Origin of the sequence: Pseudomonas sp. BTN1, assembly GCF_001907715.1 — a bacterium.
GTDB lineage: Bacteria > Pseudomonadota > Gammaproteobacteria > Pseudomonadales > Pseudomonadaceae > Aquipseudomonas > Aquipseudomonas paracarnis.
The window spans coordinates 16426-41638 of record NZ_MPBM01000025.1 but is presented as its reverse complement, the minus strand read 5'-3'; the positions used below and the strand labels follow the sequence as shown (position 1 = coordinate 41638).

20 protein-coding genes are annotated in these 25213 nt (G+C 61.2%); 4 read left to right on the top strand and 16 right to left on the bottom strand.

The annotated features are described in order from the left end of the window. Positions 1-83: 83 nt before the first annotated feature. The 8 genes from dbpA to betI all read right to left on the bottom strand — a co-directional run bounded on the left by dbpA (position 84) and on the right by betI (position 10991). Complete coding sequence (dbpA, locus tag BMH52_RS11720; RefSeq protein WP_229999345.1) at positions 84-1421, bottom strand: ATP-dependent RNA helicase DbpA; 1338 nt, start codon at positions 1419-1421, stop codon at positions 84-86. Between the two features lie 130 nt (positions 1422-1551). Beyond that, on the bottom strand, positions 1552-2979 hold the full coding sequence (gene mdtD / locus BMH52_RS11715) for a multidrug transporter subunit MdtD (protein WP_073843785.1): 1428 nt from the start codon (positions 2977-2979) through the stop codon (positions 1552-1554). A 36-nt stretch (positions 2980-3015) separates the two neighbouring features. Then, positions 3016-3906: an alpha/beta fold hydrolase gene (locus tag BMH52_RS11710; protein WP_014720265.1), complete on the bottom strand. Its 891-nt coding sequence runs from the start codon at positions 3904-3906 to the stop codon at positions 3016-3018. 72 nt (positions 3907-3978) lie between these two features. Then, positions 3979-5295 (bottom strand): TldD/PmbA family protein, encoded by a 1317-nt coding sequence (locus tag BMH52_RS11705; RefSeq protein WP_032902299.1) that lies wholly within the window; start codon positions 5293-5295, stop codon positions 3979-3981. Then, positions 5295-6737 carry a TldD/PmbA family protein gene (locus BMH52_RS11700; RefSeq protein ID WP_073843783.1) on the bottom strand — a complete coding sequence of 481 codons (1443 nt, stop codon included), beginning with the start codon at positions 6735-6737 and terminating at the stop codon, positions 5295-5297. The genes BMH52_RS11705 and BMH52_RS11700 overlap by 1 nt, the downstream gene beginning before the upstream one ends. 219 nt (positions 6738-6956) lie before the next feature. Continuing rightward, positions 6957-8660, bottom strand: a complete 1704-nt coding sequence (gene betA / locus BMH52_RS11695; protein WP_073843781.1) for a choline dehydrogenase — start codon at positions 8658-8660, stop codon at positions 6957-6959. 154 nt (positions 8661-8814) lie between these two features. After that, the gene (gene betB / locus BMH52_RS11690) at positions 8815-10287 is read right to left on the bottom strand and encodes a betaine-aldehyde dehydrogenase (RefSeq protein ID WP_014720261.1); all 1473 of its coding nucleotides are present in this window, start codon (positions 10285-10287) and stop codon (positions 8815-8817) included. Positions 10288-10397: 110 nt separating this feature from the next. Continuing rightward, positions 10398-10991 carry a transcriptional regulator BetI gene (gene betI, locus BMH52_RS11685; protein WP_003194919.1) on the bottom strand — a complete coding sequence of 198 codons (594 nt, stop codon included), beginning with the start codon at positions 10989-10991 and terminating at the stop codon, positions 10398-10400. 389 nt (positions 10992-11380) lie between these two features. Here betI and BMH52_RS11680 point away from each other — a divergent pair, with 389 nt between their 5' ends. Next, entirely contained in the window at positions 11381-13315 is a 1935-nt protein-coding gene (locus BMH52_RS11680) for a BCCT family transporter (protein ID WP_224796996.1), read from the top strand. Between the two features lie 152 nt (positions 13316-13467). Here the strand turns inward: BMH52_RS11680 and choV are convergent, their stop codons facing one another. From choV to BMH52_RS11665, 3 genes are all read right to left on the bottom strand, one after another. Beyond that, positions 13468-14646, bottom strand: coding sequence for a choline ABC transporter ATP-binding protein (choV, locus tag BMH52_RS11675; protein WP_014720259.1), 1179 nt, complete (start codon positions 14644-14646; stop codon positions 13468-13470). Continuing rightward, complete coding sequence (gene choW / locus BMH52_RS11670; RefSeq protein WP_003194913.1) at positions 14643-15488, bottom strand: choline ABC transporter permease subunit; 846 nt, start codon at positions 15486-15488, stop codon at positions 14643-14645. Before choW ends, choV begins: the two co-directional genes overlap by 4 nt. Before the next feature lie 69 nt (positions 15489-15557). Beyond that, positions 15558-16505 (bottom strand): choline ABC transporter substrate-binding protein, encoded by a 948-nt coding sequence (locus BMH52_RS11665; protein WP_019817457.1) that lies wholly within the window; start codon positions 16503-16505, stop codon positions 15558-15560. A gap of 416 nt (positions 16506-16921) precedes the next feature. Between BMH52_RS11665 and BMH52_RS11660 the strand changes: the two genes are divergently transcribed. Both BMH52_RS11660 and BMH52_RS11655 read left to right on the top strand, forming a co-directional pair. After that, positions 16922-18298 carry an L-serine ammonia-lyase gene (locus BMH52_RS11660; protein ID WP_014720257.1) on the top strand — a complete coding sequence of 459 codons (1377 nt, stop codon included), beginning with the start codon at positions 16922-16924 and terminating at the stop codon, positions 18296-18298. A 529-nt stretch (positions 18299-18827) separates the two neighbouring features. Continuing rightward, positions 18828-19931: a GlxA family transcriptional regulator gene (locus BMH52_RS11655; protein WP_003194907.1), complete on the top strand. Its 1104-nt coding sequence runs from the start codon at positions 18828-18830 to the stop codon at positions 19929-19931. An 87-nt stretch (positions 19932-20018) separates the two neighbouring features. Here the strand turns inward: BMH52_RS11655 and BMH52_RS11650 are convergent, their stop codons facing one another. From BMH52_RS11650 to BMH52_RS11630, 5 genes are all read right to left on the bottom strand, one after another. Then, positions 20019-20282 carry a hypothetical protein gene (locus tag BMH52_RS11650; RefSeq protein WP_073843779.1) on the bottom strand — a complete coding sequence of 88 codons (264 nt, stop codon included), beginning with the start codon at positions 20280-20282 and terminating at the stop codon, positions 20019-20021. Between the two features lie 223 nt (positions 20283-20505). Beyond that, on the bottom strand, positions 20506-21000 hold the full coding sequence (locus tag BMH52_RS11645; RefSeq protein WP_073843777.1) for a thioesterase family protein: 495 nt from the start codon (positions 20998-21000) through the stop codon (positions 20506-20508). Between the two features lie 102 nt (positions 21001-21102). Beyond that, positions 21103-22068 (bottom strand): L-carnitine dehydrogenase, encoded by a 966-nt coding sequence (locus BMH52_RS11640; protein WP_014720254.1) that lies wholly within the window; start codon positions 22066-22068, stop codon positions 21103-21105. Between the two features lie 75 nt (positions 22069-22143). After that, a complete protein-coding gene (locus tag BMH52_RS11635) occupies positions 22144-23031 on the bottom strand; it encodes a 3-keto-5-aminohexanoate cleavage protein (RefSeq protein WP_073843775.1) in 888 nt (295 codons plus the stop codon). 88 nt (positions 23032-23119) lie between these two features. After that, positions 23120-24064, bottom strand: a complete 945-nt coding sequence (locus BMH52_RS11630) for a choline ABC transporter substrate-binding protein (protein ID WP_073843773.1) — start codon at positions 24062-24064, stop codon at positions 23120-23122. A gap of 195 nt (positions 24065-24259) precedes the next feature. Between BMH52_RS11630 and BMH52_RS11625 the strand changes: the two genes are divergently transcribed. After that, on the top strand, positions 24260-25204 hold the full coding sequence (locus BMH52_RS11625) for a GlxA family transcriptional regulator (RefSeq protein ID WP_032902306.1): 945 nt from the start codon (positions 24260-24262) through the stop codon (positions 25202-25204). Positions 25205-25213: the final 9 nt, after the last annotated feature.

The following is a 25213-nucleotide window of genomic DNA, read 5'->3' as shown; positions in this document are numbered from 1 at the left end:
TAGCGGTAGTGGATTCACCGTCGCTATCGCAGGCAAGCCAGCTCCCACATTCATTCGGTTCCTGTAATGGGAACTCGGTGTTATTACAAAATGCGCACGCGCAGCGAACGGCCTTTGATCTTGCCGTCATTCAAACGCTGCAACGCCTGCTTGGCGATGCCGCGTTCCACGGCCACGAAGGCCTGGAAATCAAAGATAGCGATCTTGCCGACCTGGGCACCCGGAATGCCGGCTTCACCGGTCAATGCGCCGAGGATGTCGCCTGGGCGAACCTTGTCCTTACGCCCGGCAGCGATGCACAGGGTGCTCATCTGCGGCAACAGCGGGCCACCGCTTTGCGGCTTGAGGTTGTCCAGTTGGTCCCAGTTCAGCGGCGACTTCTGCAGTTGCTCGATGGCCTGGGCGCGGTGGGCTTCGGACGGCGCCACCAGGCTGATGGCGATGCCGGTCTCACCGGCACGGCCGGTACGGCCTACACGGTGGATGTGAATTTCCGAGTCGCGGGCCAGTTCGACGTTGATCACCATGTCCAGGGCGTCGATGTCCAGGCCTCGAGCGGCGACGTCGGTGGCCACCAGCACCGAGGTGCTGCGGTTGGCGAACATCGCCAATACCTGGTCACGGTCGCGCTGTTCCAGGTCACCATGCAGGCCAACAGCGGAAATGCCCTTGGACGTCAGGTGGTCGACGGTTTCCTGCACTTGCTGCTTGGTAAAGCAGAACGCCACGCAGGAGGCCGGGCGGAAGTGCGCCAGCACCTTGGTCACGGCGTCCATGCGCTCTTCCGGGGAGATCTCGTAGAAGCGTTGTTCGATCTGGTCGTCGGAGTGGAACGCTTCGGCTTTCACTTGCTGAGGCGCACGCATGAACTTGGAGGCCAGTTGCTTGATGCTCACCGGGTAGGTGGCCGAGAACAGCAGGGTCTGGCGGCGTGGTGGGGTCTTGCTGATGATGTCTTCGATGGCGTCGTAGAAGCCCATGTCGAGCATGCGGTCGGCTTCGTCGAGGATCAGGGTGTTCAAGCCGTCCAGCACCAGCGAACCTTTACGCAGGTGTTGCTGGATGCGTCCCGGGGTGCCGACGATAACGTGGGCGCCATGCTCCAGGGAGGCAATCTGCGGGCCGAGAGACACGCCGCCGCACAGGGTGAGTACCTTGATGTTGTCTTCGGCACGGGCCAGGCGGCGGATTTCCTTGGCGACCTGGTCGGCCAGCTCACGGGTCGGGCACATCACCAGCGCCTGGCAACCGAAGTAGCGCGGGTTGATCGGGTTCAACAAGCCGATGCCGAATGCAGCGGTCTTGCCGCTGCCGGTCTTGGCCTGGGCAATCAGGTCCAGCCCTTTGAGGATCACCGGCAAGCTTTGCGCCTGGATCTGCGTCATCTCGACGTAACCCAGCGAGTCGAGGTTAGCCAGCATGGCGGCGGACAGGGGCAAAGTATTAAAAGCGGTGGCGATGGTAGTCACGGGACTGGCTCTGCAAAACAAAATGTCGCGCAGTGTACCAGTCTCGTGGGATTTTCCTCGCAAGTTCTCGACGAGACGCCCGTCAGTGCTCGATATCGTGCTCGCGGCTGACCACCCGTTTGCCGTCTTTAGGCGACAGTTGCAGGAAGATCGCCGCCGCCAGCATCGCCATGATGCCCACAGTGAGGAAGGTCAGTTGGAAGGCGCCCAGCACTGTATTGACCCCGTCATTACCGGCTTCGGCGGTAAAGCCGCCGAGCAATGCACCGGCACAGGCCACGCCCAGGCTCAGGGACAATTGCGCCACCACCGACAGCAAGCTGTTGCCGCTGCTGGCCTGGGCGTCGTCGAGGTCGATCAGGGTGACAGTGTTCATCGCGGTAAATTGCAGGGAGTTGATTGCCCCCAGTACCGCCAGCATGGCCAACAGCAGCGGGTAGGGCGTGTGCTCGCTGACCAGGCCCATGCTCGCCAGCATCAGGCCCAGGGCCAGGGTGTTGCCGGTCAGGACGATGCGGTAGCCGAGGCGCTCGATAAGAGGGCGCGCGATGGACTTGGCGAACATCGCCGCCGCCGCCAGCGGCAACATGCTCATGCCGGCTTCCGACGGCGAATAGCCCAGCGCCACTTGTAACAGCAGCGGCACCAGGAACGGCAAGGCGCCGCTGCCCAGGCGCGCAAACAGATTGCCCAGAATCCCCACGGCAAAGGTGCGCGTCTTGAACAGCACCGGCGAGAACAGCGGGTTATCGATATGCCCGGCGCGCAGCCAGTACGCCGCCAGGCAGGCGAACCCGCCGAACAGCAGCAATATCACGCGCAGGTGCGGCAGGTGCAGTTCGCCCAGGCCCTCCATGGCGATAGTGATCAACACCATCGCTGCGCCGAACAGCAGGAAGCCAAGGCCGTCGAAGCGCGTGCGCTCACTGCCGCGCAGGTCGGGGATGAATTTCCACACGGCGTAGCAGCCGATCATGCCCACCGGCAGGTTGATCAGGAAGATCCAGTGCCAGGTCAGGTATTGCACCATCCAGCCGCCCATTGTCGGGCCAAGCAAGGGGCCGAGCAGGCCTGGAATAGTGATGAAGCCCATGATCCGCACCAGCTCGGAGCGCGGATAAGCGCGCAGTACCACCAGCCGCCCGACCGGCAGCATCAGCGCACCGCCCAGGCCCTGGATCACCCGTGCGCCCACCAGCATGCTCAAGCTACTGGACAGCGCACACAGCAGCGACCCGATGCTGAACAGCATGATCGCGCCAAAGAAAATCTTCTTGGTGCCAAAGCGGTCAGCGATCCAGCCCGATGCCGGAATCAGCAAGGCAACGGTGAGCATGTAGGCGATCACCACCCCTTGCATGCGCAGCGGGTTTTCCGCGAGGTCCTGCGCCATGGCCGGCAGCGCGGTGTTGAGAATCGTCCCGTCCAGCGACTGCATGAAGAAGGCAATCGCTACCACCCAGGGGAGCCAGCGGGCAGTCTTGGCATCGAGAGGGGCACGATTCGGCATGGGATCCCTTTTAATTAGCAGGCTATGTGTCGGCGATTATGCGCCATCCGTCGCGCCTTTTCCCACTGGCGGTTCGTCTATAGCTGACAATGTCACATGTTCGCCCACCAGGAAATCCAGCAACGCCCGATGCACTGCCAGCGCGGATTCGCGGGACTCCAGGTCGAGCAGATGGCCGGTGTGTTCGGCCACCGCAAAGCTGCTGCGGCCTACGTAGTGTTTGAACAGCTGGGCCTCGTCAGCCGGCGTGTATTCGTCCAGTGCGCCGTTGAGAAAGTGCACCGGTGTTTCAATCTGCTTGAGCGCCGGCAGGTAATTGCCATCACCCAAGGCCAACACTTGATGGATATGAAAGCGCGCCTGGCGGTACTCGGTGGTGGCCATGGTCGACAGGTGCCGATGGTTGTTGCGCTTGAGGCGCGGCGACAGGTATTTGCCAACCGTTTCGTTGAGCAGATGGCCGACCGCCGACTTGTCATCGGCCTCGATCAGCACACGCACGCGCTCGACATATTCCAGCATCGCCTGGTTGAGGTTGGGCGCCAGGGCCATCACCACCGAGCTTTCGATGGAGGGCGGGTTATGCGCCAGGGTCAACAGCGTGGAGATGCCGCCCCAGGAGGCCGAGACTAGATGGTTGACCTCAAAGCGATCCACCAAGGCACGCAGGATTTGCACCTCGTCGTCCTTGGTGACCAGGTCGAGTTCGGTGTTGTGCTCGCGTGACAAGCCAGAGAAGGGCAAGTCGAACAGCAGCACATTGAAGTGCTCGGCCAGGCATTTGCTGGTACGGGCAAAGGAGCGCGTGGTGGATAACGCGCCATTGACCATCAGTACGGTTTTTCTATGTGGGTCGTTACCCAGTTGCTCCACGTGAACGTTGTATTGCTTGAACAGTTTTTCTATGACGAAACTTCCATGGTTCATCTCAAGACTCCAGCTTGCCCAGTCCAGGCAAGGTCATGCATCACGTGCAGGCACGTGGGCGGGTGGCAAGATTTATAAGGTCAGGGTCAAACGCTTGATCAAGGCTCCCGGCAATAGATTGGAGGCAGTATTACGCTGGCTGTAGGTACTGGGCGACAGCAGCAGTTCTCGATCAGTGGTCAACGCTTCAAGCTGTGAGCCAAGCAGGCTGTAAACACTGTCATCAAAGCGCATGGTGCTGACCGGTGCCTTGATTTCGCCATTCTCCACCCAGAAGGTCGCAAAGCGCGTCATGCCGGTCAGGCGCGCTGCCGGCAGGTCGGAGTAGTTCAGGTACCAGAGGTTGCTGATATACAGCCCTGTGCCCAACTGCTTGAGAATATCGGCCTGGGCCAGGTTGCCTGCGGCCATTTGCAAGGCGCTGGGCGACTCGTCGCTGCTGGCGCCGTTGGTGCTCAAGCCGTATTCGGCGGCGCTGCGAGAGTTGATCAACTGGCCCTCGGCCTTGCCTGCGTTGATCAGGGTGACATCCTTGCGCGGGTAGCCTTCAGTGGAAAACGCCTGGCTCAGGGAGCCGCTGATCTGCTCATCCACCGTCACCAGCGGGCTCAGTGACTGATCACCCGCGTACAGGCGTTGCAACGAACTGCCTTTGCTCGCGATGGCCTGGGCCGAAAAACCACCCCAGGTGATGATGCTGATGATTTCTTCCAGCGCTGCCGGCGCAAGGTAGGCGCGGTATTGGCCGGGTGCCAGGGTGTGGAGCGGGCGACCGAGAAACGCCAGTTGCTCACGGGCCTGTTGGAAACGGGCGGCGAATTCGGCGCTGTTCCAGGTGTGCCCGGCGTAGCTGGCTTTTACCGCTTCGCCATTGGCGTGGAACAGGCTGAAGTCGAAATTGAAGCTGTTAGCCCGGTGCCAGCCGAACGCCCCCGATGAGCTGGCGAAACCGCGGCTGATCGGGCCGGCGGCGTAGAAGCCAACCAGGTCCACGCCATCGGCGGCCCGGCTGATATCGTCCAGCACTTGTGCCAGTTCCGGCAGCGGGCGCAGCTGTTCGTTATGGTTGTGCCAGGCGTCGGGGTTCAGCAGCAGGTACGGGTCAGGCGGCAACAGCGGCAAGGTTTCGCGCAGTTGTTGCAGGCCGTCGGCCAGGCGCTGGCGATCCAGCTGCGCCTCGCCGGACAGGGTGATACCCAGGTCGGCGTGGCGCCCATCGTTGATCAGCTTGAGGTTCAGGCTGGCCTGCTGTACCTGGCCGGCCTGGCGTACCTGCGCGTGGTTGAAGCGCACGAACTCGGACGCCTCATCCGCGTAGCCGAGGTGAAAGTGTTCTTGATCGGTGACCGCCTGCTTGAGCCAGTCCACCAGTGCCTTGAAATGGTTCATCAGGCATCGCCCCCAAATACATCCACATTGCTGAATACACAGGCCGGCGACGCATGGCCGACACGGATCACCTGGTTGGGTTCGCCCTTGCCGCAGTTCGGCGTGCCCAAGACCTTGAAGGTGGTGGCGTCGCCTACCGCGCTGAGCTTGCGCCAGAACTGCGCAGAAATCGCCCGGTAGTTGGGGTTCTTCACCACGCCCTTGAGCTCGCCGTTTTCGATCAACTGGCCCCACTCGCAGCCGAACTGGAACTTGTTGCGCGCATCGTCGATGGACCACGAGCGGTTGGTCGACATCAGGATGCCGCTCTCAATGCCGCCCACCAATTGCGCGAGGCTTTTATCCCCAGGCTCGATATTCAGGTTGGCCATGCGGTCGATGGGTGCACGGTTCCAGCCGCAAGCGCGGCTGTTGGCGACGCCTGGCAGGTTGGCGCGAAATTGCGATAAGGCCCCGCCCAAGGGCTTGAGCAGCAGGCCCTCGCGAATCAGAAATTGCTTGCTGGCAGGCGTGCCGTCGTCGTCATGAGCGTAGCTGGCAAGCTGTTCGGGGATGTCCGGGTCGAAGGTGACGTTGAGCAGCGGCGAGCCATATTGCAGGTGGCCGAAATCGCTGGCTTTCACAAAACTGGTGCCGGCGTAATTGCGCTCGTCACCGAGGATGCGATCCAGCTCCAGCGGATGGCCGATGGACTCGTGGATCTGCAGGATCATTTGGTCGGGCATCAGCAGCAGGTCACGCGGGCCGTGGGGCGTATTCGGTGCGAGCAGCAATTGCACGGCTTCGTCGGCCACCTTGCGGGCGGCGCCCACCAGGCCAAAACGCTGGATCACCCCGGCACTGCCTTGCTGGCCGAAGTTGGTACCGCCCAGGGTACGGGTCTGGCTGTCGTTGCCGTCGAAGGCGGTCACACTCAGGCCCGGAAAGACAAAGCGCTGGGCCTGACGCAATTGGGCGCCGGCGCTGTTGAGGTAGATCTGTTCAACCCGCGTGGTCCCCAGGCTGACTTCCCAGCTCACCAGGCGCTCATCCTTGGGCACGGCGGCGGACTCATCGCCGAGCAATTGGTAGCAGTCGCTCAGGGACGGGAAGGGCTGGTCGAGGTCGGGCGACAGGTAGTCGGCGACGTCGCTGGACACTGGCTGCTGGTGCAGGTCGAGCAGGGCGTGGGGCTTGATCAACCGGGCTTGCTGTTCAGCGCGCTCAAGGGCGGCTTGCAGGCCGGCAAGGGAAATATCGTTGGTCGCGGCGTAGGCTTCCACGCCGTTGAGACGCACGGTGAGCATGGCGCCTTCATCATGGCCCAGGTGAGGCGGCTCGGCGACGTTCTTGCGTACCGACAGGTACTGGCCGGATTCGCGCACGTAGCGCAGGGAGAAAAATTCGGCGGTGGTGCGCAGGGCACCGAAGTGTTTCTTGAGCGTGGCGTGGTGTTCGAACATAGGGCCTTCCTTGTGGGCGGCTCGGCGCGGGCAGGCGAACAGAGTAGGCCTGGGCGGGGAGCTGATCAAGGGAGGTTTTGTTGTGTGATCGTTCCCACGCTCTGCGTGGGAATGCCACCCTGGACGCTCTGCGTCCGCTCTTGAAGGGCGTGACGCAGAGCATCACAGGATGCGTTCCCACGCGGAGCGTGGGAACGATCAATCACTGGGGTGTTTCGGTTACTGCGCCAATGGCCCTACTTCACGCATAGGCTTGCCACGCACCGGCGCATCGCCTGCCACGTAGTAATCCGCAGTGCTGCGCGGCAGTGGCTGGCGGCCACGGATCTTGTCGGCGATTTTCTCGGCGATCATGATCGTTGGCGCGTTCAGGTTGCCGGTGGTGATGATCGGCATGATCGAGGCATCGACCACCCGCAAGCCCTGCATACCATGTACGCGGCCTTCGCCATCGACTACGGCCATCTCGTCGGTGCCCATCTTGCACGAGCAGGACGGGTGGAACGCGGTCTCGGCGTGCTCGCGGATGAACTTGTCCAACTGCTCATCGGTTTGCACTTCGATACCCGGGCTGATTTCGCGGCCACGGTACGGATCCAGTGCCGGCTGCTGCATGATTTCACGGGTCAGGCGGATGCCGTCGCGGAACTCCTGCCAGTCCTGCTCGGTGGCCATGTAGTTGAAGAGGATGCTCGGGTAGTCCCGTGGGTTCTTCGACTTCAGCTGGATACGGCCACGGCTTGGCGAACGCATGGAGCCCATGTGCGCCTGGAAACCGTGCTCTTTCACACCGTTGCTGCCGTTGTAGTTAATCGCCACCGGCAGGAAGTGGTACTGGATGTTCGGCCACTCGAACTCTTCGCGGGTACGAATGAAACCGCCCGCTTCGAACTGGTTGCTGGCGCCGATGCCGGTGCCGTTGAACAGCCATTCGGCACCAATTGCCGGCTGGTTGTACCAGAGCAGCGACGGGTACAGCGACACTGGCTGGGTGCACGCGTATTGCAGGTACAGCTCAAGGTGGTCCTGCAGGTTTTCACCCACGCCCGGCAGGTCGTGGACCACCGGGATATCGAGGCTTTCCAGCAGTTTGGCCGGGCCGACACCGGAGCGTTGCAGCAGTTGCGGCGAAGCGATTGCGCCGCTGCACACCAGCACTTCTTTGCGCGCACGGGCTTCAACACGCTCTTCGGCGGCGCCGATCAGGTAACGCACGCCCACTGCACGCTTGCCTTCGAACAGTACTTTGTCGGTGAGGGCATGGGTGACGATGGTCAGGGTCGAGCGCTTTTTAGCCGTGTCCAGGTAACCGCGTGCGGTGCTGGCGCGACGGCCGTTCGGCGTGACGGTACGGTCCATCGGGCCGAAGCCTTCTTGCTGGTAGCCGTTCAAATCTTCGGTACGTGGGTAACCGGCCTGTACGCCCGCTTCAACCATGGCGTGGAACAGCGGGTTGTTGCCCGCTTTCGGCGTGGTCACGCTGACCGGGCCGTCACCACCGTGCCAATCGTTGGGGCCGATGTCGCGGGTTTCGGCTTTGCGGAAATACGGCAGGCAGTCCAGGTAGGTCCAGTCTTCCAGGCCCGGCAGCTTCGACCAGTTGTCGTAGTCCATGGCGTTGCCGCGGATGTAGCACATGCCGTTGATCAGGGAAGAGCCACCCAGGCCCTTGCCGCGCCCGCATTCCATCCGGCGGCCGTCCATGTGTGGCTCTGGATCGGTTTCGTAGGCCCAGTTGTAGCGGCGGCCTTGCAGCGGGAAGGCCAGGGCGGCTGGCATCTGGGTGCGGAAGTCGAGCCGGTAGTCGGGGCCACCGGCTTCCAGCAGCAAAACGGTGACGCCTTCGTCTTCGGTCAGACGGGTCGCCAGGGTGTTACCGGCAGAGCCGGCACCCACAATGATGTAATCGTATTCTTGGGACATGAATGTACCCTCTTTGAAGTGTGGTCAGGTCTGGCGAGTGCTTCGCACTCGATCGCAGGCAAACCAGCTCCCACATTTGATCGGGTTCACACAGAACAAATGTGGGAGCCGGGCTTGCCCGCGATGGCCTCACGGGCAATACAAGGCTCGGGTGTTAGAACACCGAGGCGTAATCGCCCAATTCAACCTGTACCGATTTGATGCGGGTGAAGTTGTTCAGCGAGCTGATCCCGTTCTCACGGCCCACACCCGACTGCTTGTAGCCGCCAACCGGCATCTTCGCGTCGGACTCGCCCCAGGCGTTGATCCAGCAGATACCGGCTTCCAACTGATGAATCACGCGGTGGGCGCGGTTCAGGTCCTTGGTCACCAGGCCAGCGGCCAGGCCGAAGTCGGTGTCGTTGGCGCGGCGGATCACTTCTTCTTCGGTCTCGTAGGTGAGGATGCTCATCACCGGGCCGAAGATTTCTTCACGCACGATCACCATGTCATCGGTGCAGTCGGTGAACACGGTCGGGGCCACGAAGGCGCCTTTGGCGAAGTCGCCTTCGGTGAGGCGGTCGCCGCCGCACAGCAGGCGGGCGCCTTGCTCTTTGCCTTTGGCGATGTAGCCCAGCACGCTTTCCATGTGGGCGAAGCTGACCAGCGGGCCGAAGTTGGTGTTTTCGTCTTCCGGGTTGCCGATGCGAATACGCGCCACACGCTCGACGATCTTGGCTTCGAACGCGGCTTGCAGGTGCTTGGGCACGAACACGCGGGTGCCGTTGGTGCAAACCTGTCCGGAGCTGTAGAAGTTGGCCATCATGGCGGTGTCGGCGGCGCGGTCGAGGTCGGCGTCGTCGAAAATGATCAGCGGGGACTTGCCGCCCAGCTCCATGGTCACGTCCTTGAGCGAGGAGCTCGACGCGCTGGCCATGACTTTCTTGCCGGTGTCGGTGCCGCCGGTGAAGGAGACTTTTTCGATGCGCGGGTGCTCGGTCAGCCAGGTGCCGACTTCACGGCCGCTGCCGGTCAGTACGTTGAACACGCCCGCTGGAACGCCAGCCTCGGTGTAGATCTCGGCCAGTTTCAGGGTGGTCAGCGAGGTGACTTCGCTTGGCTTGAAGATCATCGCGTTACCGGCGGCCAGGGCCGGTGCGGATTTCCACAGGGCGATCTGGATCGGGTAGTTCCACGCGCCAATACCGGCAACCACGCCCAATGGCTCGCGGCGGGTGTAGACAAACGAGGTGTCGCGCAGTGGGATCTGCTCGCCTTCGATGGCAGGTACCAGGCCGGCGTAGTATTCCAGCACGTCAGCGCCAGTGACGATGTCGACGTACTTGGTTTCGGAGAAGGCTTTACCGGTGTCCAGGGTTTCCAGGGCAGCCAGTTCATCGTTGCGCTCGCGCAGGATGTCCACGGCACGACGCAGGATGCGCGAACGCTCCATGGCGGTCATGGCGGCCCAGATTTTCTGGCCTTTTTCAGCGCTGACCACGGCACGTTCAACGTCATCTTTGGTGGCGCGTTGCACTTGGGCGAGAACTTCACCGTTAGCCGGGTTGATGGCTTCGAAGGTGGCATCGCTGCCAGCGTCGCTGTAGCCGCCGTCAATGTAGAGTTTTTGCAGGTCGAAACGGGCCATAAAGTCCTCGCAAGTGCATAAGTGGTTGGCGTTACCCGCCGAACAGTGGGCCATGGGGGTGTGGCAACACTGAGCGGCGGACGTTCAGGGGTTGAGCGGTTATGTGTGCTCTAACTCACCTGCTTGGCCAATTGGAAATCCATGTATTCGTAAGCGATCCGTTGCGCCTGCTCCGTGTCGAAAGCGTCTCCCGACAGGGCGCCGCGCAACCACAAACCGTCGATCAGGGCCGCCAGGCCTCGGGCTGCTTTGCGTGCGTGCGGCAGCGGCAGCACTCGGCGGAACTGGCAGCACAGGTTGGAATACAGACGTTGATCGTTGATCCGCTGCAACCTGTGCAATGACGGGTGGTGCATGCTGGTGGCCCAGAAGGCCAGCCAGGTTTTCATTGCCGGGCCGTTGACCTGGCTGGCGTCGAAGTTGCCTTCGATGATCACCTGAAGGTGCGCCCGTGGGCTGTCATCCTTCAAGGCACGCCTGCGCTCTTGCACGTTCTCGATCAACGCATTCATCAGGTAGCGCATCGTCGCTGCGATCAGGCCGTTCTTGTCCTGAAAGTAGTGGCTGATGATGCCGTTCGAGACGCCGGCCAGACGAGCGATCAGCGCAATGCTGGCATCTCCCATCCCGACCCGATCGATGGCCGTCAACGTGGCTTCGATCAACTGCTGGCGGCGTATGGGTTGCATACCGACCTTGGGCATGTAGCACCTCTCCTTAGGCCTGCCGATGGGCGATCCACGTCCGTCGGCTTGAGGGCCAGTCTATTTTGTTTTGATTGAACGTTCAATCAACAAAGAATAAGATCTGCGACAAATGGTCGCTGCCTACAGATGTTTCCTACCTGCGAGCCGCAACCTTCGACACCTGCAAAAACCCTTGAAACAGGCCACTTCAGAGCCTGATCACCGCTTAGGCGGGCTCAAGAATTTTGGGGTGTCTTTATAACACCCGTCCGTCGACTGCCGAAAAATCGATGTCCCGGGATAACCGTTGCCTTGTGTTTCTCTCTCGCACTGCCTGGAGCATCTGCGCCATGAGTTCTGCCTCTCTTATAAAGACCCCACCGGAAAAGGTCCGGGTCAACGGTTGGGTGTTCTACACCTCCACCGCGCTGATTTTGTTGTTGACCGCCATTCTGATCGTCGCCCCGCAGGAGGCCGGGCGCCTGCTCGGTGTCGCACAGGCCTGGCTGTCGAAAAGCTTTGGCTGGTACTACATGGTGGTCATCGCCGCCTACCTGGTGTTTGTGGTCGGCCTGGCGTTTTCGTCCTATGGGAAACTTAAGCTGGGTGCGAAGGACGATACCCCAGACTTCAGCTATGGCGCCTGGGCCGGCATGTTGTTCTCGTCCGGTATCGGCATCTCGCTGTTGTATTTCGGTGCGTCCGAGCCGTTGGACCACTACTTCAACCCGCCCGAAGGCGCTGCCGCCAGCAATGGCGCGGCACGCCAGGCGCTGCAACTGACCTTCCTGCACTGGGGCCTGCACGGCTGGGCGATCTATGCGCTGGTCGGCCTGGCCGTGGCGTACTTTGCGTACCGTCACAACCAACCGCTGGCACTGCGTTCGGCGCTGTACCCGCTGGTGGGCGAGCGTTGGGTGAAGGGCGCGGCCGGCCACGCGGTAGACGGTTTCGGCATGTTCGTGACCCTGCTGGGGCTGGTGACCAACCTGGGGATCGGCTCGATGCAAGTGTCGTCGGGGCTGGAAAACCTGTTCGGCATGGAGCACAGCAATACCAATTTGCTGATCGTGATCATCGTGATGAGCACCGTGGCGACCATCGCCGCCGTGTCGGGTGTGGAAAACGGTATTCGCCGCCTGTCCAACCTCAACATCGTGCTGTTCAGCGGTTTGCTGATCTTCGTGCTGTTGTTCGGCCCTACCTTGCACCTGCTCAATGGCCTGGTGCAGAACACCGGTGATTACCTCAACGGTATCGTGCTGAAAACCTTCGACCTGTATGTGTACGAAGGCGACGGTGCCAAGACTGAACGCTGGATGGGTCTGTGGACTCTGTTCTACTGGGCCTGGTGGATTTCCTGGGCGCCATTTGTGGGCATGTTCATCGCGCGTATTTCCCGTGGTCGCACCGTGCGCGAACTGGTGGCTGGCGTATTGCTGATTCCGCTGGGCTTTACCCTGGCGTGGCTGTCGATCTTCGGCAACTCGGCCCTGGACCTGGTGCTGAACCACGGGGCGGTGGAGTTGGGCAAGACGGCGCTGGAACAACCGTCCATGGCCATCTACCAACTGCTTGAGCATTACCCGGCGTCGAAAGTGGTGATCGGCGTGTCGATCTTCGTGGGCTTTGTGCTGTTCCTGACCCCGGCGGATTCCGGCGCGGTGATGATGGCCAACCTGTCCTGCAAGGGCGGCAACGTGGATGAAGATGCGCCGCACTGGTTGCGTATCTTCTGGTCGGCGGTGATCACCCTGGTGACCATCGGTCTGCTGTTTGCCGGTAACTTCGAAGCCATGCAAACCATGGTGGTGCTGGCGGGGCTGCCGTTCTCGGTGGTGCTGGTGTTCTTTATGTTCGGTTTGCACAAGGCCATGCGCCAGGACGTGGCCATCGAACAGGAGCAGGCGCAATTGGCTGAACGCGGGCGTCGTGGTTTCAGCGAGCGCTTGAGCGCCCTGGACCTGCAACCGAGCCAGGCCACCGTGCAGCGCTTTATGGACAAGCACGTAACGCCGGCGTTGGAAGAGGCCGCGAGTGCGTTGCGTGATCAGGGCCTGGAAGTGCAGACCCTGCTGGGCAAATCCAAACGCTGCATCGGCGTGCGGATCGAGATGGACGAGGGTAACCCGTTTGTCTACGAAGTGAGCCTGGATGGCTACTCGGCGGCGCCGGCTGACCTGCCTGAAGAAGAGCGCACCCGTTACTACCGTGCCGAGGTGTACCTGCACAACGGGCCGCAGGAGTATGACCTGATGGGCTTCACCCAGGAACAGATCACCCGGGATGTGCTCGATCAGTTTGAAAGCCATCGGCAGCTCCTTGGCCGGGTCTATAGCTGATAGTTGAGCTGGCGGCGCCCTCACTGGCGCCGCTGTTGCAAGCATTGAATGCGGTCGAATGTGGGAGCTGGCTTGCCTGCGATAGCAAGGGTGAATCCAACATAGCTATCGCAGGCAAGCCAGCTCCCACATTGTCCGCATTCCTTTAGCAGTCAACCCAGGTTCTTGCCCAGCAGGGCATGGTAGAGCTCACTGTCCCCCAGTATCCCCACCACCTTGTTGTTGTCGTGCAGCACCAGCTTGTTGCCTGTCTGGTAGCGAATCTGCAGTGCATCGCGCATACCGATGTTCGAGTCCACCAGCGTCGGTACGCGGCCCAAGCCTTCCACGGCCTGCCCTGGCGCCCAGTTTTGCAGGTTCATCGCCACGCCATTCTGGCGTGCGCCCTGGATGGTGTTGCCTTCGGCCAGGTCCAGCCAGGAGTCGCCACCCGGATCAAGACACACCGAACCGTTCACGCGCTTGCAGTTGTCCAGCGTGCGCATCAGGCTACGTCCGCACAGCACGTTCAGCGGGTTGGTATGCGCGACGAAGGTGCGCACATAGTCGTCCGCCGGGTTCAGTACGATTTCTTCCGGCACGCTGTACTGGATGATCTTGCCGTCTTTCATGATCGCGATACGGCTGCCCAGTTTCAGCGCTTCATCCAGGTCGTGGCTGACGAACACGATGGTCTTGCTCAACTTGCGTTGCAGTTCCAGCAGTTCATCTTGCAAGCCTTGGCGGATCAGCGGGTCGAGGGCCGAGAAGGGTTCGTCCATCAGCAGGATATCGGCGTCCATCGCCAGGGCGCGGGCCAGGCCGACGCGCTGCTGCATGCCGCCGGACAACTCGTCGGGCTTCTTGTTGCGCCATTGGCTCAGGCCCACCAGTTCGAGTTTCTCGTCCACCAGCGTGCGCCGTTCTTTCTCCGGTCGGCCCTGCATTTCCAGGCCGAAGCTGATGTTCTCGCGCACCGTCAACCAAGGCATCAGGGCGAACTTCTGGAACACCATGGCGATGCGTTTGGTGCGCATCATTTTCAGCTCGGCGGGGGTGCAGGAGGCGATGTCGATCTGACGCCCTTCATGCTCCACAAACAGCTGGCCACGGCTGACGGTATTGAGGCCGTTGATGCAGCGCAGCAAACTGGATTTGCCTGAGCCCGAGAGGCCCATCAGCACACAGATCTCGCCTTTCTCGATATCCAGGCTGGCGTTCTCGACGCCGACGATCTGCCCGGTCTTCTTCAGAATTTCGTTACGGCTCATGCCCTGGTCCAGCAGCTTGAGCGCTTCGCGTGGGTCTTTGGAAAAGATCACGTCGACTTTGTCGAATCGGATAATGCTCATGCATCACCCCCTACTTTAGCGTCGGGTTGTTTGCAGATACGGTCGAGCATGATGGCGAGCAACACAATGGCCAGGCCCGCTTCAAAGCCCAGGGCAATATCGGCGGTGTTGAGTGCGTTGACCACCGGCTTGCCGAGGCCGTCGGCGCCTACCAGGGCTGCGATCACCACCATCGACAACGACAGCATGATGCATTGGGTAATGCCGGCGGCGATGCTCGGCATGGCGTGGGGCAGTTCAATGCGCGAGAGCAACTGGCGGCGCGAGCAGCCAAAGGCCTTGCCGGCGTCCATCAATTCTTGCGGGACGTCGCGGATACCCAGGTAGGTCAGGCGGATCGGCGCGGCAATCGCGAACACCACCGTGGAAATCAACCCAGGCACCACACCCAGCCCGAAGAGGGTCAGGGTAGGGATGAGGTAGACGAAGGTCGGCACGGTCTGCATCAGATCGAGTACCGGCCGCATCATGGTGTAGAACATTGGTTTATGCGCGGCAACAATGCCCAGCGGCACACCGATGACCACGCAGACCAGGGTGGCGAACAGCACCTGTGCGAGGGTTTCCATGGTTTCCTGCCAGTACCCCAGGTTGAGGATCAGCAGGAAGGAGGCGATGACAAAAACAGTCAGTCCCCATTTACGTTGAATAAAGTGAGCCAGCAGCGCAATCAGACCGATCAATGCCAGTGGATTGAACCAGGTCAGCGCAAACGTCACGCCGTGGATCATCGTTTCCAGTGTCGATGCGATTGCGTCGAAGTAGTTGGCACCGTGTTGGGTCAACCAGTCGACGAAGGCAGCGATGTACTGGCCTAGTGGGATTTTCTGTTCAGTCAGCATGGTAGTGAATGTCCACATGCGAAGGGGAAAACATCCCAGGCCAGCGCACCGGCCTGGGGTCAGCGGGTGCTATTTGGCGAGGTAAGCTTTAACGGCATCGAGCCCTGGTTTGCCATCAACGGTGGTGACACCGGCGAGCCAGGTGTCGAGCACTTGCGGGTTCTTCTGCAACCAGGCCTTGGCGGCAGCGTCGGCCTTCATCTTGTCGTCCAGGACGTTCCCCATCAGGGTGCTTTCCATGTCGAGGGTGAACACCAGGTTTTTCAGCAACTGGCCGACGTTGCTGCATTCCTGGGTGTAGCCTTTGCGGGTGTTGGTGTAGATGGTGGCCTGGCCGTAATTGGGGCCGAACGAGTCGTCACCACCGGTCAGGTACTTCATCTTGAAGCGGGTGTTCATCGGGTGCGGTTCCCAGCCGAGGAACACGATGGCCTGGTTGCGCTTGGAAGCGCGTTCAACCTGGGAGAGCATGCCGGCTTCGCTGGATTCGACCACCTTGAAGCCGGCGGTTTTCAGGCCGAAGGCATCTTTGTCGATCAGTGTCTGGATGGTGCGGTTGCCATCGTTGCCCGGCTCGATGCCGTAGATCTTGCCGCCCAGCTCATCCTTGAATTTGGCGATGTCGGCGAAGTCTTTCAGGCCCTTCTCATACAGCGCCTCTGGGACCGCCAGGGTGTACTTGGCGTTCTCCAGGTTGGCGCGCACGGTTTCCACGGTGCCGGCATCACGGTACTGCTTGATGTCGTTTTCCATGGTCGGCATCCAGTTGCCGAGGAAAATGTCCATGTTCTTGCCGTCGGCCAGGGACTTGTAAGTCACAGGTACCGAAATCATCGTGGTGCGCGGCTTGTAGCCCAGGCCCTTGAGGATCTCGCTGGTGGTCGCGGTGGTGACGGTGATGTCGGTCCAGCCGACATCGGAGAAGTTGACGGTCTTGCACTGTTCCGGTTCTGCGGCGTATGCCACGACTGGCAGACTCAGCATGGCGGCCAACAACAACGAGGGTGAACCTTTCATGTGGGTAGACTCCTGTGTCTTTTCTGGCGGCATTCGCCGCGCTTTATAAGTGTTGCGGTTGGAGCGTGCGACAACAGCTCTGGCGCGGTGCCTTGCAAACGAGTCGAGACTGATCATGTACCAGTGAAAATCTGACGCCTACAGGGGGCGTCGTATCCAGTACAGGGAGGGTCGCATCCAGTACCGATGACGTCGCTTACAGGTTTTTCCTAAGGTAAAACTGCTGTTTTTACCCGTCTGCACCGCAAAAAACGGCCAAAACTGGCGTTCGCACGCGAGCGCCGCTGGTGAGCATGAGTGCGTCGGTGTGAGACGCCGTGATGACGAATAAAAGCTTGATGATGCCGCCATCTGGGCGATCTGAGCGTAGCACCTCGTTCAAGCCCGGCCCGTGCTTATCGAGGAGTTTCACGTTAATGGCTATCAGCGTTTTCGACCTGTTCAAGATCGGCATCGGGCCTTCGAGTTCGCACACCGTGGGGCCCATGCGCGCCGCGGCGTTGTTCGTTCAAGGGTTGCGTGAGCGTGGGTGGCTGGAACAGGTGCAGCGTGTCGAAGTGCAACTGTACGGCTCGCTGTCGGCCACCGGCATCGGCCACGGCAGCGACACCGCCACCATCATGGGCCTGATGGGCGAATGGCCAGACGCAATCGACCCCACGCAAATCGGCGCCCGCATTCACACCCTGCGCGAAACCGACACGCTGCTGCTGGACGGGCGTTTGCCGGTGCCCTTTGTGTGGGCGCGGGACATGCGCTTGCTCGACGAAAACCTGCCGTTCCATCCCAACGCCATGACCCTGGTGGTGTTTGGCGAAAACGGCGAGCTGCACCGCGACACCTATTACTCGGTGGGTGGCGGTTTCGTGGTGGATGAAGCCCAGGCCCAAAGCGGTGTGGCGGACATGGACCGTACCGAGCTGCCCTATGATTTTTCCAGTGCCGTGGAGCTGTTGCAGCTGTGCAAGACCCACAACCTGCGCGTTGCCGAACTGATGCTGGCGAATGAAAAAACCTGGCGCAGCGAAGAAGAAATCCGCAGCGGCCTGATGAAACTCTGGCGCGCCATGCAAGATTGCGTGGAGCAGGGCCTCAAGCACGAAGGTATCCTGCCCGGCGGCTTGAACGTGCGCCGTCGCGCTGCCAAGTTACACCGCAGCTTGCAGGAGCTGAACAAGCCCAATGTGATCGGCTCGACCTTGAGCGCCATGGAATGGGTCAACCTGTTCGCCCTGGCGGTCAACGAAGAAAACGCCGCCGGTGGGCGCATGGTCACGGCGCCCACCAACGGCGCGGCGGGAATCATCCCGGCGGTGCTGCACTACTTTATGAAGTTCAGCGAAGAAGTCACCGAAGCCAACGTGGTCGACTACCTGCTGGGCGCGGCGGCGGTGGGCATCCTGTGTAAAAAGAACGCCTCGATTTCCGGTGCCGAAGTCGGTTGCCAGGGCGAGGTCGGTTCCGCGTGCGCCATGGCAGCAGCCGGGTTGGCTGAAATCCTCGGCGCCACGCCGGAGCAACTGTGCAACGCCGCCGAAATCGGCCTGGAACATAACCTCGGCCTGACCTGCGACCCGGTGGGCGGCCTGGTGCAAGTGCCGTGTATCGAGCGCAATGCAATTGCGGCGGTGAAGGCGATCAATGCGGCGCAAATGGCGTTGCGGGGCGATGGCCAGCACTTCATCTCGTTGGACCGGGTGATCCGCACCATGCGTGACACGGGGGCCGATATGCATGACAAGTACAAAGAGACATCGCGAGGTGGGTTGGCGGTGAGTGCGGTTGAATGTTGAGTCAGTGACATGATCGTTCCCACGCTCCGCGTGGGAATGCCGCCCCGGACGCTCCGCGTCCCAGGGGTGACGCAGAGCGTCACAGGATGCATGCCCACGCAGAGCGTGGGAACGAGCTGAACAGAGGAGCACCATTGCTCACAAAGTGAACACCCTCAGCCAAAATCGCCACCTTTTAGCGCGTCGCAAATAGATAAGTAGCTTCCGAACGAATTCCTCCACGATCACACGCCTGATGTGCTTTGGGTGACAGACTTCTCCTACGCCCGCAAAGCGCCTTCCCACAAGTGCTACCGATCTGCTCACACCCCTTGAACCTCGCCCGTTATGCGTCATATCTCGCACTTCACGCGTGGGCTCATATAGACGCATAAACAGGTCGTTTTCAGGAGTTCTTGAATAGCCATTCAATTTTAGGCATGGCATTTGCTCTATCAATTTCAAAGCCTCGCCTTTCCAGGACGAGTGCAATAACAAGAGCCTCGCCTGAGGCCACCACCCGCTTTGTGTGATGTGAGGAGATACCGCGATGACGTCGACCAACTCCGGGGCCCAACCCCAGAACCGTGCGCCTCAATCCATCGGCTTTTTGCTGCTGGACAATTTCACGCTGATTTCCCTGGCGTCAGCCGTGGAGCCACTGCGCATGGCCAACCAGCTGTCCGGCCGCGAGCTGTATCGCTGGACAACCCTGAGTGTCGACGGCAACCAGGTGTGGGCCAGTGATGGCCTGCAAATCACACCCGATGCCTCCATGCACAAAGCTCCCGTCCTGGACACGGTCATCGTGTGCGGCGGCGTCGGTATCCAGCGCACCGTCACCCGTGAACATGTGTCGTGGCTGCAAAGCCAGGCACGCCAGTCTCGTCGCCTTGGCGCGGTGTGCACCGGCAGCTGGGCCCTGGCCTGCGCCGGCTTGCTCGATGGCTTTGATTGCAGCGTGCACTGGGAATGCCTGGCGTCGATGCAGGAAGCCTTCCCGCGGGTGGCCATGAGCACGCGTCTGTTCACCCTCGATCGCAACCGCTTCACCAGCTCCGGTGGCACCGCGCCCCTGGACATGATGTTGCACCTGATCAGCCGCGACCACGGCCGTGAATTGTCGGCCGCCATCTCCGAGATGTTCGTGTACGAACGCATCCGCAACGAACAGGATCACCAGCGTGTGCCGCTCAAGCACATGCTTGGCACCAACCAGCCGAAGCTGCAAGAAATCGTCGCGCTGATGGAAGCCAACCTCGAAGAGCCGATCGACCTGGACGAACTGGCGGTGTATGTCGCCGTGTCGCGCCGGCAGTTGGAGCGGCTGTTCCAGAAATACCTGCACTGCTCGCCGTCGCGTTATTACCTCAAGCTGCGCCTGATTCGTGCACGGCAACTGCTCAAGCAGACCCCCATGTCGATCATCGAAGTCGCCTCGGTGTGCGGGTTTGTGTCCACGCCGCACTTTTCCAAGTGCTACCGCGAATACTTCGGCATTCCGCCACGGGATGAACGCGTAGGCTCCAACACCACCCAGCAAGTGGCGATGATGCCGATTCCGCCGGCACTGGTGTTGTCACCGTTGTCGGGGCCGATGTCGGCGTTGAGCCAGGCGCGCAATGAGTCGACCTTTGCCAGTGTAAGGCTCTAGACCGAGCCGTCTGCATCGCAGGCAAGCCAGCTCCCACCTTGGAATGCGTTCCCCTGTGGCAGCTGGCTTGCCTGCGATAGCGGTATTTCAGGCGCCAGAGCTTTGTTTGAACTGCATCAGCGCCGGCAGCAACTGCTTGTCGATCGCCTGCCTCACCGCCGGCAAAATCGTCGCGCTGCCGCTGTACATCTGTTCCACCATGCCCTTGAGCGCCTTGGCCCGCGCTTCGCTCAACCCGCGCACCGCACATTCGCAAGCCTGCTCGGCGGTAGCGCCGCTGGACGCTTCAAAACCCAGTGAGCGCAGTTGGCTCAGCAGGTCATCCTGGTCAATCAAATCCGCGTGCATCATGACGGTCATCCTGGTGTAGGGAGCGGGAATGACTTGGATTCTGGTAGGCCCCAGGACTGGCGGCAAGGGCACAATCCACCGATGGCTCGGATGGCTATGAACAGGTCGTTTTCGAGGTGCTTGACCCGGCCCGTAACGGGCACACTGAACCCAGGCACGCAGCTTGAAGGTTTGGTCACCCTCGAAATGCACGGCTCACACAAAGCACTCTGCCCCGATCCCGTCACGGCTGGATCGGGGCTTTTTTTTGCGCGGGCAGCCCGATCACCCGGCCGAGTAGGGCTGGCCGGGGTAGATCGGCGTGTGCCTGGCTGAGAGCGATGAGTTTTTCCAGGGTCGCGCCGGCAAACGGCGCCGACTGCGGCCCGGCCAGATCGACATGCAGCAGCATCTGTTCGTTACCCGCCAACTCGCGCTCTTCGCCCACAAGGTGCAGGCTGTGATAGAGGTGCAGGCGCTTGGCGTCGTGGGCGATCAGTTGGGTATGCACCTCAACCTCGGCGCCGAGCTTTACCTCATGCAGATAGTTCAGGTGCAACTCTAGGGTGAACAGCGAGTGGCCGCTGGCTTCGCGGTTTTCGCTGTCCAGCCCCAGGGTGTTCATCAGCGCATCGGTGGCGTAGCTGAAGATCAGCAGGTAGAACGCGTCACGCAGATGGCCGTTGTAGTCAACCCAGTCGGGCAGGATTTTGGTGGTGTAGGTGGTCAGTGCGGGCATGGCATGAATCCAATTTGGTATGCGGTCAAATGTGGGAGCTGGCTTGCCTGCGATAGCAAGGGTGAGGCCACCGCCATCGCAGGCAAGCCAGCTCCCACAGGGTTATTCGGCGAAGCTCATGCCGTGCTTGGCCTTGGTTGTTTTTACGGCTTCCAGCACCGCCAGCAGGCAGTCATCACGATAGCGCTCCAGCGCCGAGATGCTGCGGTTACCCAACTGCTCAGCGGTGCCATCGACCACATCATCAATCAGCTTTTCAGTCAATTCAGGCGCCGGTAGATAAGTCCACGGCAGCTGCAACGCCGGGCCGAACTGGGCCATGAAGTGGCGCATGCCGGCATCGCCACCCGCCAGCGTGTAAGTGAGGAAGGTGCCCATGAACGACCAGCGCAACCCGGCACCAAAACGAATGGCATCGTCGATTTCGCCGGTGGTCGCCACCCCGTCATTGACCAGGTGCAGCGCCTCTCGCCACAGCGCTTCCAGCAGGCGGTCAGCAATAAACCCAGGCACTTCCTTGCGTACATGCAGCGGGCGCATGCCGAGGGATTCATACACGCTGATTGCTGCCTGGATCGCCTCTGGCGCGGTGTTTTTACCGCCCACTACCTCTACCAACGGCAACAGGTAGACCGGGTTAAAGGGGTGGCCGACCACGCAGCGTTCCGGGTGGGTAGAGCCCTCATAGAACTCGCTGGGCAACAGCCCGGAGGTGCTCGAACCAATCAAGGCATTCGGCTTGGCCGCGGCGCTGATCTGGCTGTGCAATTGCAGCTTCAACTCCAGGCGTTCGGGAGCGCTTTCCTGGATGAAGTCGGCGTCTTTTACGCAGTCTTCGATGGTAGCGACAAAGCGCAGGCGGTCCTGGGAGGCGCCGGGCGCCAGGCCCTGTTGTTCAAGGGCGCCCCAGGCGTTGGCGACGCGTTTACGCAAGGCCGCCTCGGCACCGGGGGCGGGGTCCCAGGCCACTACATCCAGGCCATGGGCAAGAGCACGGGATACCCAGCCGCTGCCGATGACACCGCTGCCCAACGCAGCAAAGGTTTTGATTTCGGTGATAAAGCGCATGGCGACATTCCTGAAAAGTTTGGTAATTCCTTGTGGGAGCCGGGCTTGCTCCCACAGGGTTGTGTGGTGTCTGTGTTAGCCGCGTGGGGTCAGGCCCATCTTGATGCGGCCTTCGGCTGGGGTCAGGACCCGTGCGCCCAACCGGCTGAGAATTTCACTGGCGCGTTCCACCAGTTGGCCATTGGTGGCGAGCACGCCCTTGTCCAGCCACAGGTTATCCTCCAGGCCCACCCGTACGTTGCCCCCCAACAGCACCGCTTGTGCGGCCATTGGCATTTGCATGCGACCAATCCCGAACCCTGCCCACACCGCGTCGGCGGGCAGGTTGTCGACCATGGCTTTCATGGTGGTGGTGTCGGCCGGTGCGCCCCAGGGAATGCCCAGGCACAGTTGGAACAGCGGGTTATCCAGCAGTCCTTCCTTGATCATCTGCTTGGCGAACCACAGGTGGCCGGTATCGAAAATTTCCAGCTCAGCCTTTACGCCCAATTCCTGGATACGGCTGGCGCCAGCCCGCAGTTGCGCCGGGGTGGACACGTAAATGGTGTCGCCATCGCCGAAGTTCAGCGTGCCGCAGTCCAGGGTGCAGATTTCCGGCAGCAGTTCTTCAACATGGGCCAGGCGGGTCAGCGGGCCGACCAGGTCGGTATTGGGCCCGAACTCCATGGGATTCTCGCCGCCACCGATCTCCAGGTCGCCACCCATGCCGGCGGTGAGGTTGACGATGATGTCGATGTCGGCCTCGCGGATGCGCTCCATCACTTCGCGGTACAGCGCGACGTCGCGACTGAACTTGCCGGTCTCGGGGTCGCGTACGTGGCAATGCACGACCGTGGCGCCGGCCTTGGCGGCCTCCACGGCAGCGGCGGCGATTTGTTTGGGTGTGACCGGCACGTGGGGGCTTCTGGCGGTCGTGTCGCCAGCACCGGTGAGTGCGCAGGTGATGATGACGTCGTGGTTCATGATGCGGTTCCTTACAGGCGGGTGATTTCAAGGCGCAGGGCGCCGTGTCGCGGCCTGGAGCGGCTGCGACACGGTGGTCCAAATAGGGTTATTTGCGGGTCAGTTGCAGGTTGGCAGCAGCCGGCTTGCCGTCGAAGGTGGTCACACCCTCCAGCCAGCGCGCCTGGTCTTGTGGGTGATCCTTGAGCCACTGCTTGGCGGACTCGATGGCGTCCTTGTGATCCAGCAGCGGTTGCATCATGCGGCTCTCGTCGGCGGCGGTGAACGTCAGGTTGGTCAGCAACTTATGCACGTTGGGGCACTGCTCGGCGTAGGCCGGCGCGGTCACGGTCCATACGGTGGCCATGCCTTCGTTCGGGCCCAGGGCATCTTCGCTGCCGGTGAGGTAAGTCATCGCCACATTGACGTTCATCGGGTGCGGTGCCCAACCAAAGAACACCACGGCTTCCTTGCGGCGCACGGCACGGTCTACGGCCGCCAACATGCCCGCTTCGCTGGACTCCACCAACTGGAACTTGCCCAGGCCGAACTGGTTTTTGGCGATCATCGCCTTGATCTGCGTATTGGCCCCCGAGCCCGGCTCGATGCCATAAATCTTGCCGCCCAGCTCTTTCTCGAACCTGGCGATGTCGGCAAAGGTTTTCAGGCCCTTGTCCGCCAGATAAGTCGGCACTGCGAGGGTGGCGCGGGCGTCTTCCAGGCTGGGTTTTTCGAGGACCTTGACTTGCTTGGCGTCGACGAACGGCGTGATGGTTTGGGTCATCAGCGGGTTCCAGTAGCCAAGGAACAGGTCCAGGCGCTGATCACGTATACCGGCAAAGATGATTTGCTGGGACGCGCTGGTTTGTTTGGTCTTGTAGCCGAGGCCATCGAGCAGCACCTGGGCCATGGCGCTGGTGGCGATGACGTCGGTCCAGTTGACCACGCCCATGCGTACGTTCTGGCATGAAGCGGCATCCGATGCCAGGGCGTTAGTGCTCAAAATGGCGCTGGCGCTGAGTGCAAGTACGCAGCGGCTGATCAGTCGGTTCATGGGTGGAGCCCTCGGCAGGTCGTTATTGTGGGTGCCGGCGTCTTTGTGCGCCGTGGGATCACGTTACGCAGCTTGGCGCCCCGCAAAGCGCACGGCGGCGACCCGCTCTTGCACTGCAGCGACCTGTGCTCTTGAATGGCCGGTTGAACTGGCGTATCACAGTGACCACGCTGCCCGTCCGACGAGAGCGCCACCATGTTCCAGGATGTCTATTTCTTGCTGATGCCGGGTTTCTCGGCCCTCGGTTTTATCTCCGCGCTGGAACCGTTGCGCGTGGCCAATCGCTTTCGCGGCGAGCTGTACCGCTGGCACATCTTGAGTGCCGATGGCGGCGCGGTACTGGCGAGCAACGGCATGTCGGTCAACGCCGATGCCGCGCTGGAACCGTTGAAAAAAGGCGCGACCTTACTGGTGGTGGCCGGCTTCGAACCCCTGCAGTTCGCCACGCCCGCCCTGGAGCATTGGCTGCGCCGCCTCGACCATGAGAGTGTGACTCTTGGTGCCATCGACACCGGCGCCTGCGTGTTGGCCGAAGCGGGCCTGCTTGACGGCCACCGCCTGACCTTGCACTGGGAAGCCATCGACGCCTTCAAGGAAGCCTATCCGCACCTGAGCGTGACCCAGGAACTGTTCGAAATCGACCGGCGCCGCATCACCTGCGCCGGCGGGACCGCGTCCATCGACTTGATGCTCGATCTCATCGCCCAGGCCCACGGCCCGGAGCTGGCGATCCAGGTTTCCGAGCAATTCGTACTTGGCCGCATCCGCCCTCGCAAGGACCACCAGCGCATGCAGATCGCCACGCGCTACGGCATCAATAACAAGAAACTGGTGCAGGTGATCGGCGAAATGGAACAGCACACCGAACCGCCCCTGAGCACCTTGGCCCTGGCCGAAACGATCAAGGTCACCCGACGCCAACTGGAGCGGCTGTTTCGCCTGCACCTGAATGACACCCCCAGTAATTTCTACCTGGGCCTGCGCCTGGAAAAAGCCCGAAAACTGCTGCGCCAGAGCGACATGAGCGTGCTGGAAGTGAGTATCGCGTGCGGGTTTGAGTCACCGTCGTATTTCACCAGGAGCTATCGCGCAAGGTTTGCCAAATGCCCGCGGGAGGATCGGCGACGGGAGGTGGTTTGACAGACAATT

Coding starts and splice junctions, on each gene's coding strand:
- BMH52_RS11635 (WP_073843775.1), bottom strand. CDS start 23,031: ATGAACCACGACGTCATCATCACCTGCGCACTCACCGGTGCTGGCGAC.
- mdtD (WP_073843785.1), bottom strand. CDS start 2,979: ATGCCGAATCGTGCCCCTCTCGATGCCAAGACTGCCCGCTGGCTCCCC.
- betB (WP_014720261.1), bottom strand. CDS start 10,287: ATGGCCCGTTTCGACCTGCAAAAACTCTACATTGACGGCGGCTACAGC.
- betA (WP_073843781.1), bottom strand. CDS start 8,660: ATGTCCCAAGAATACGATTACATCATTGTGGGTGCCGGCTCTGCCGGT.
- BMH52_RS11630 (WP_073843773.1), bottom strand. CDS start 24,064: ATGAACCGACTGATCAGCCGCTGCGTACTTGCACTCAGCGCCAGCGCC.
- BMH52_RS11645 (WP_073843777.1), bottom strand. CDS start 21,000: ATGCCCGCACTGACCACCTACACCACCAAAATCCTGCCCGACTGGGTT.
- BMH52_RS11705 (WP_032902299.1), bottom strand. CDS start 5,295: ATGAACCATTTCAAGGCACTGGTGGACTGGCTCAAGCAGGCGGTCACC.
- BMH52_RS11650 (WP_073843779.1), bottom strand. CDS start 20,282: ATGATGCACGCGGATTTGATTGACCAGGATGACCTGCTGAGCCAACTG.
- dbpA (WP_229999345.1), bottom strand. CDS start 1,421: ATGCTGGCTAACCTCGACTCGCTGGGTTACGTCGAGATGACGCAGATC.
- BMH52_RS11655 (WP_003194907.1), top strand. CDS start 18,828: ATGACGTCGACCAACTCCGGGGCCCAACCCCAGAACCGTGCGCCTCAA.
- BMH52_RS11625 (WP_032902306.1), top strand. CDS start 24,260: ATGTTCCAGGATGTCTATTTCTTGCTGATGCCGGGTTTCTCGGCCCTC.
- BMH52_RS11640 (WP_014720254.1), bottom strand. CDS start 22,068: ATGCGCTTTATCACCGAAATCAAAACCTTTGCTGCGTTGGGCAGCGGT.
- BMH52_RS11660 (WP_014720257.1), top strand. CDS start 16,922: ATGGCTATCAGCGTTTTCGACCTGTTCAAGATCGGCATCGGGCCTTCG.
- betI (WP_003194919.1), bottom strand. CDS start 10,991: ATGCCCAAGGTCGGTATGCAACCCATACGCCGCCAGCAGTTGATCGAA.
- choW (WP_003194913.1), bottom strand. CDS start 15,488: ATGCTGACTGAACAGAAAATCCCACTAGGCCAGTACATCGCTGCCTTC.
- choV (WP_014720259.1), bottom strand. CDS start 14,646: ATGAGCATTATCCGATTCGACAAAGTCGACGTGATCTTTTCCAAAGAC.
- BMH52_RS11710 (WP_014720265.1), bottom strand. CDS start 3,906: ATGAACCATGGAAGTTTCGTCATAGAAAAACTGTTCAAGCAATACAAC.
- BMH52_RS11700 (WP_073843783.1), bottom strand. CDS start 6,737: ATGTTCGAACACCACGCCACGCTCAAGAAACACTTCGGTGCCCTGCGC.
- BMH52_RS11665 (WP_019817457.1), bottom strand. CDS start 16,505: ATGAAAGGTTCACCCTCGTTGTTGTTGGCCGCCATGCTGAGTCTGCCA.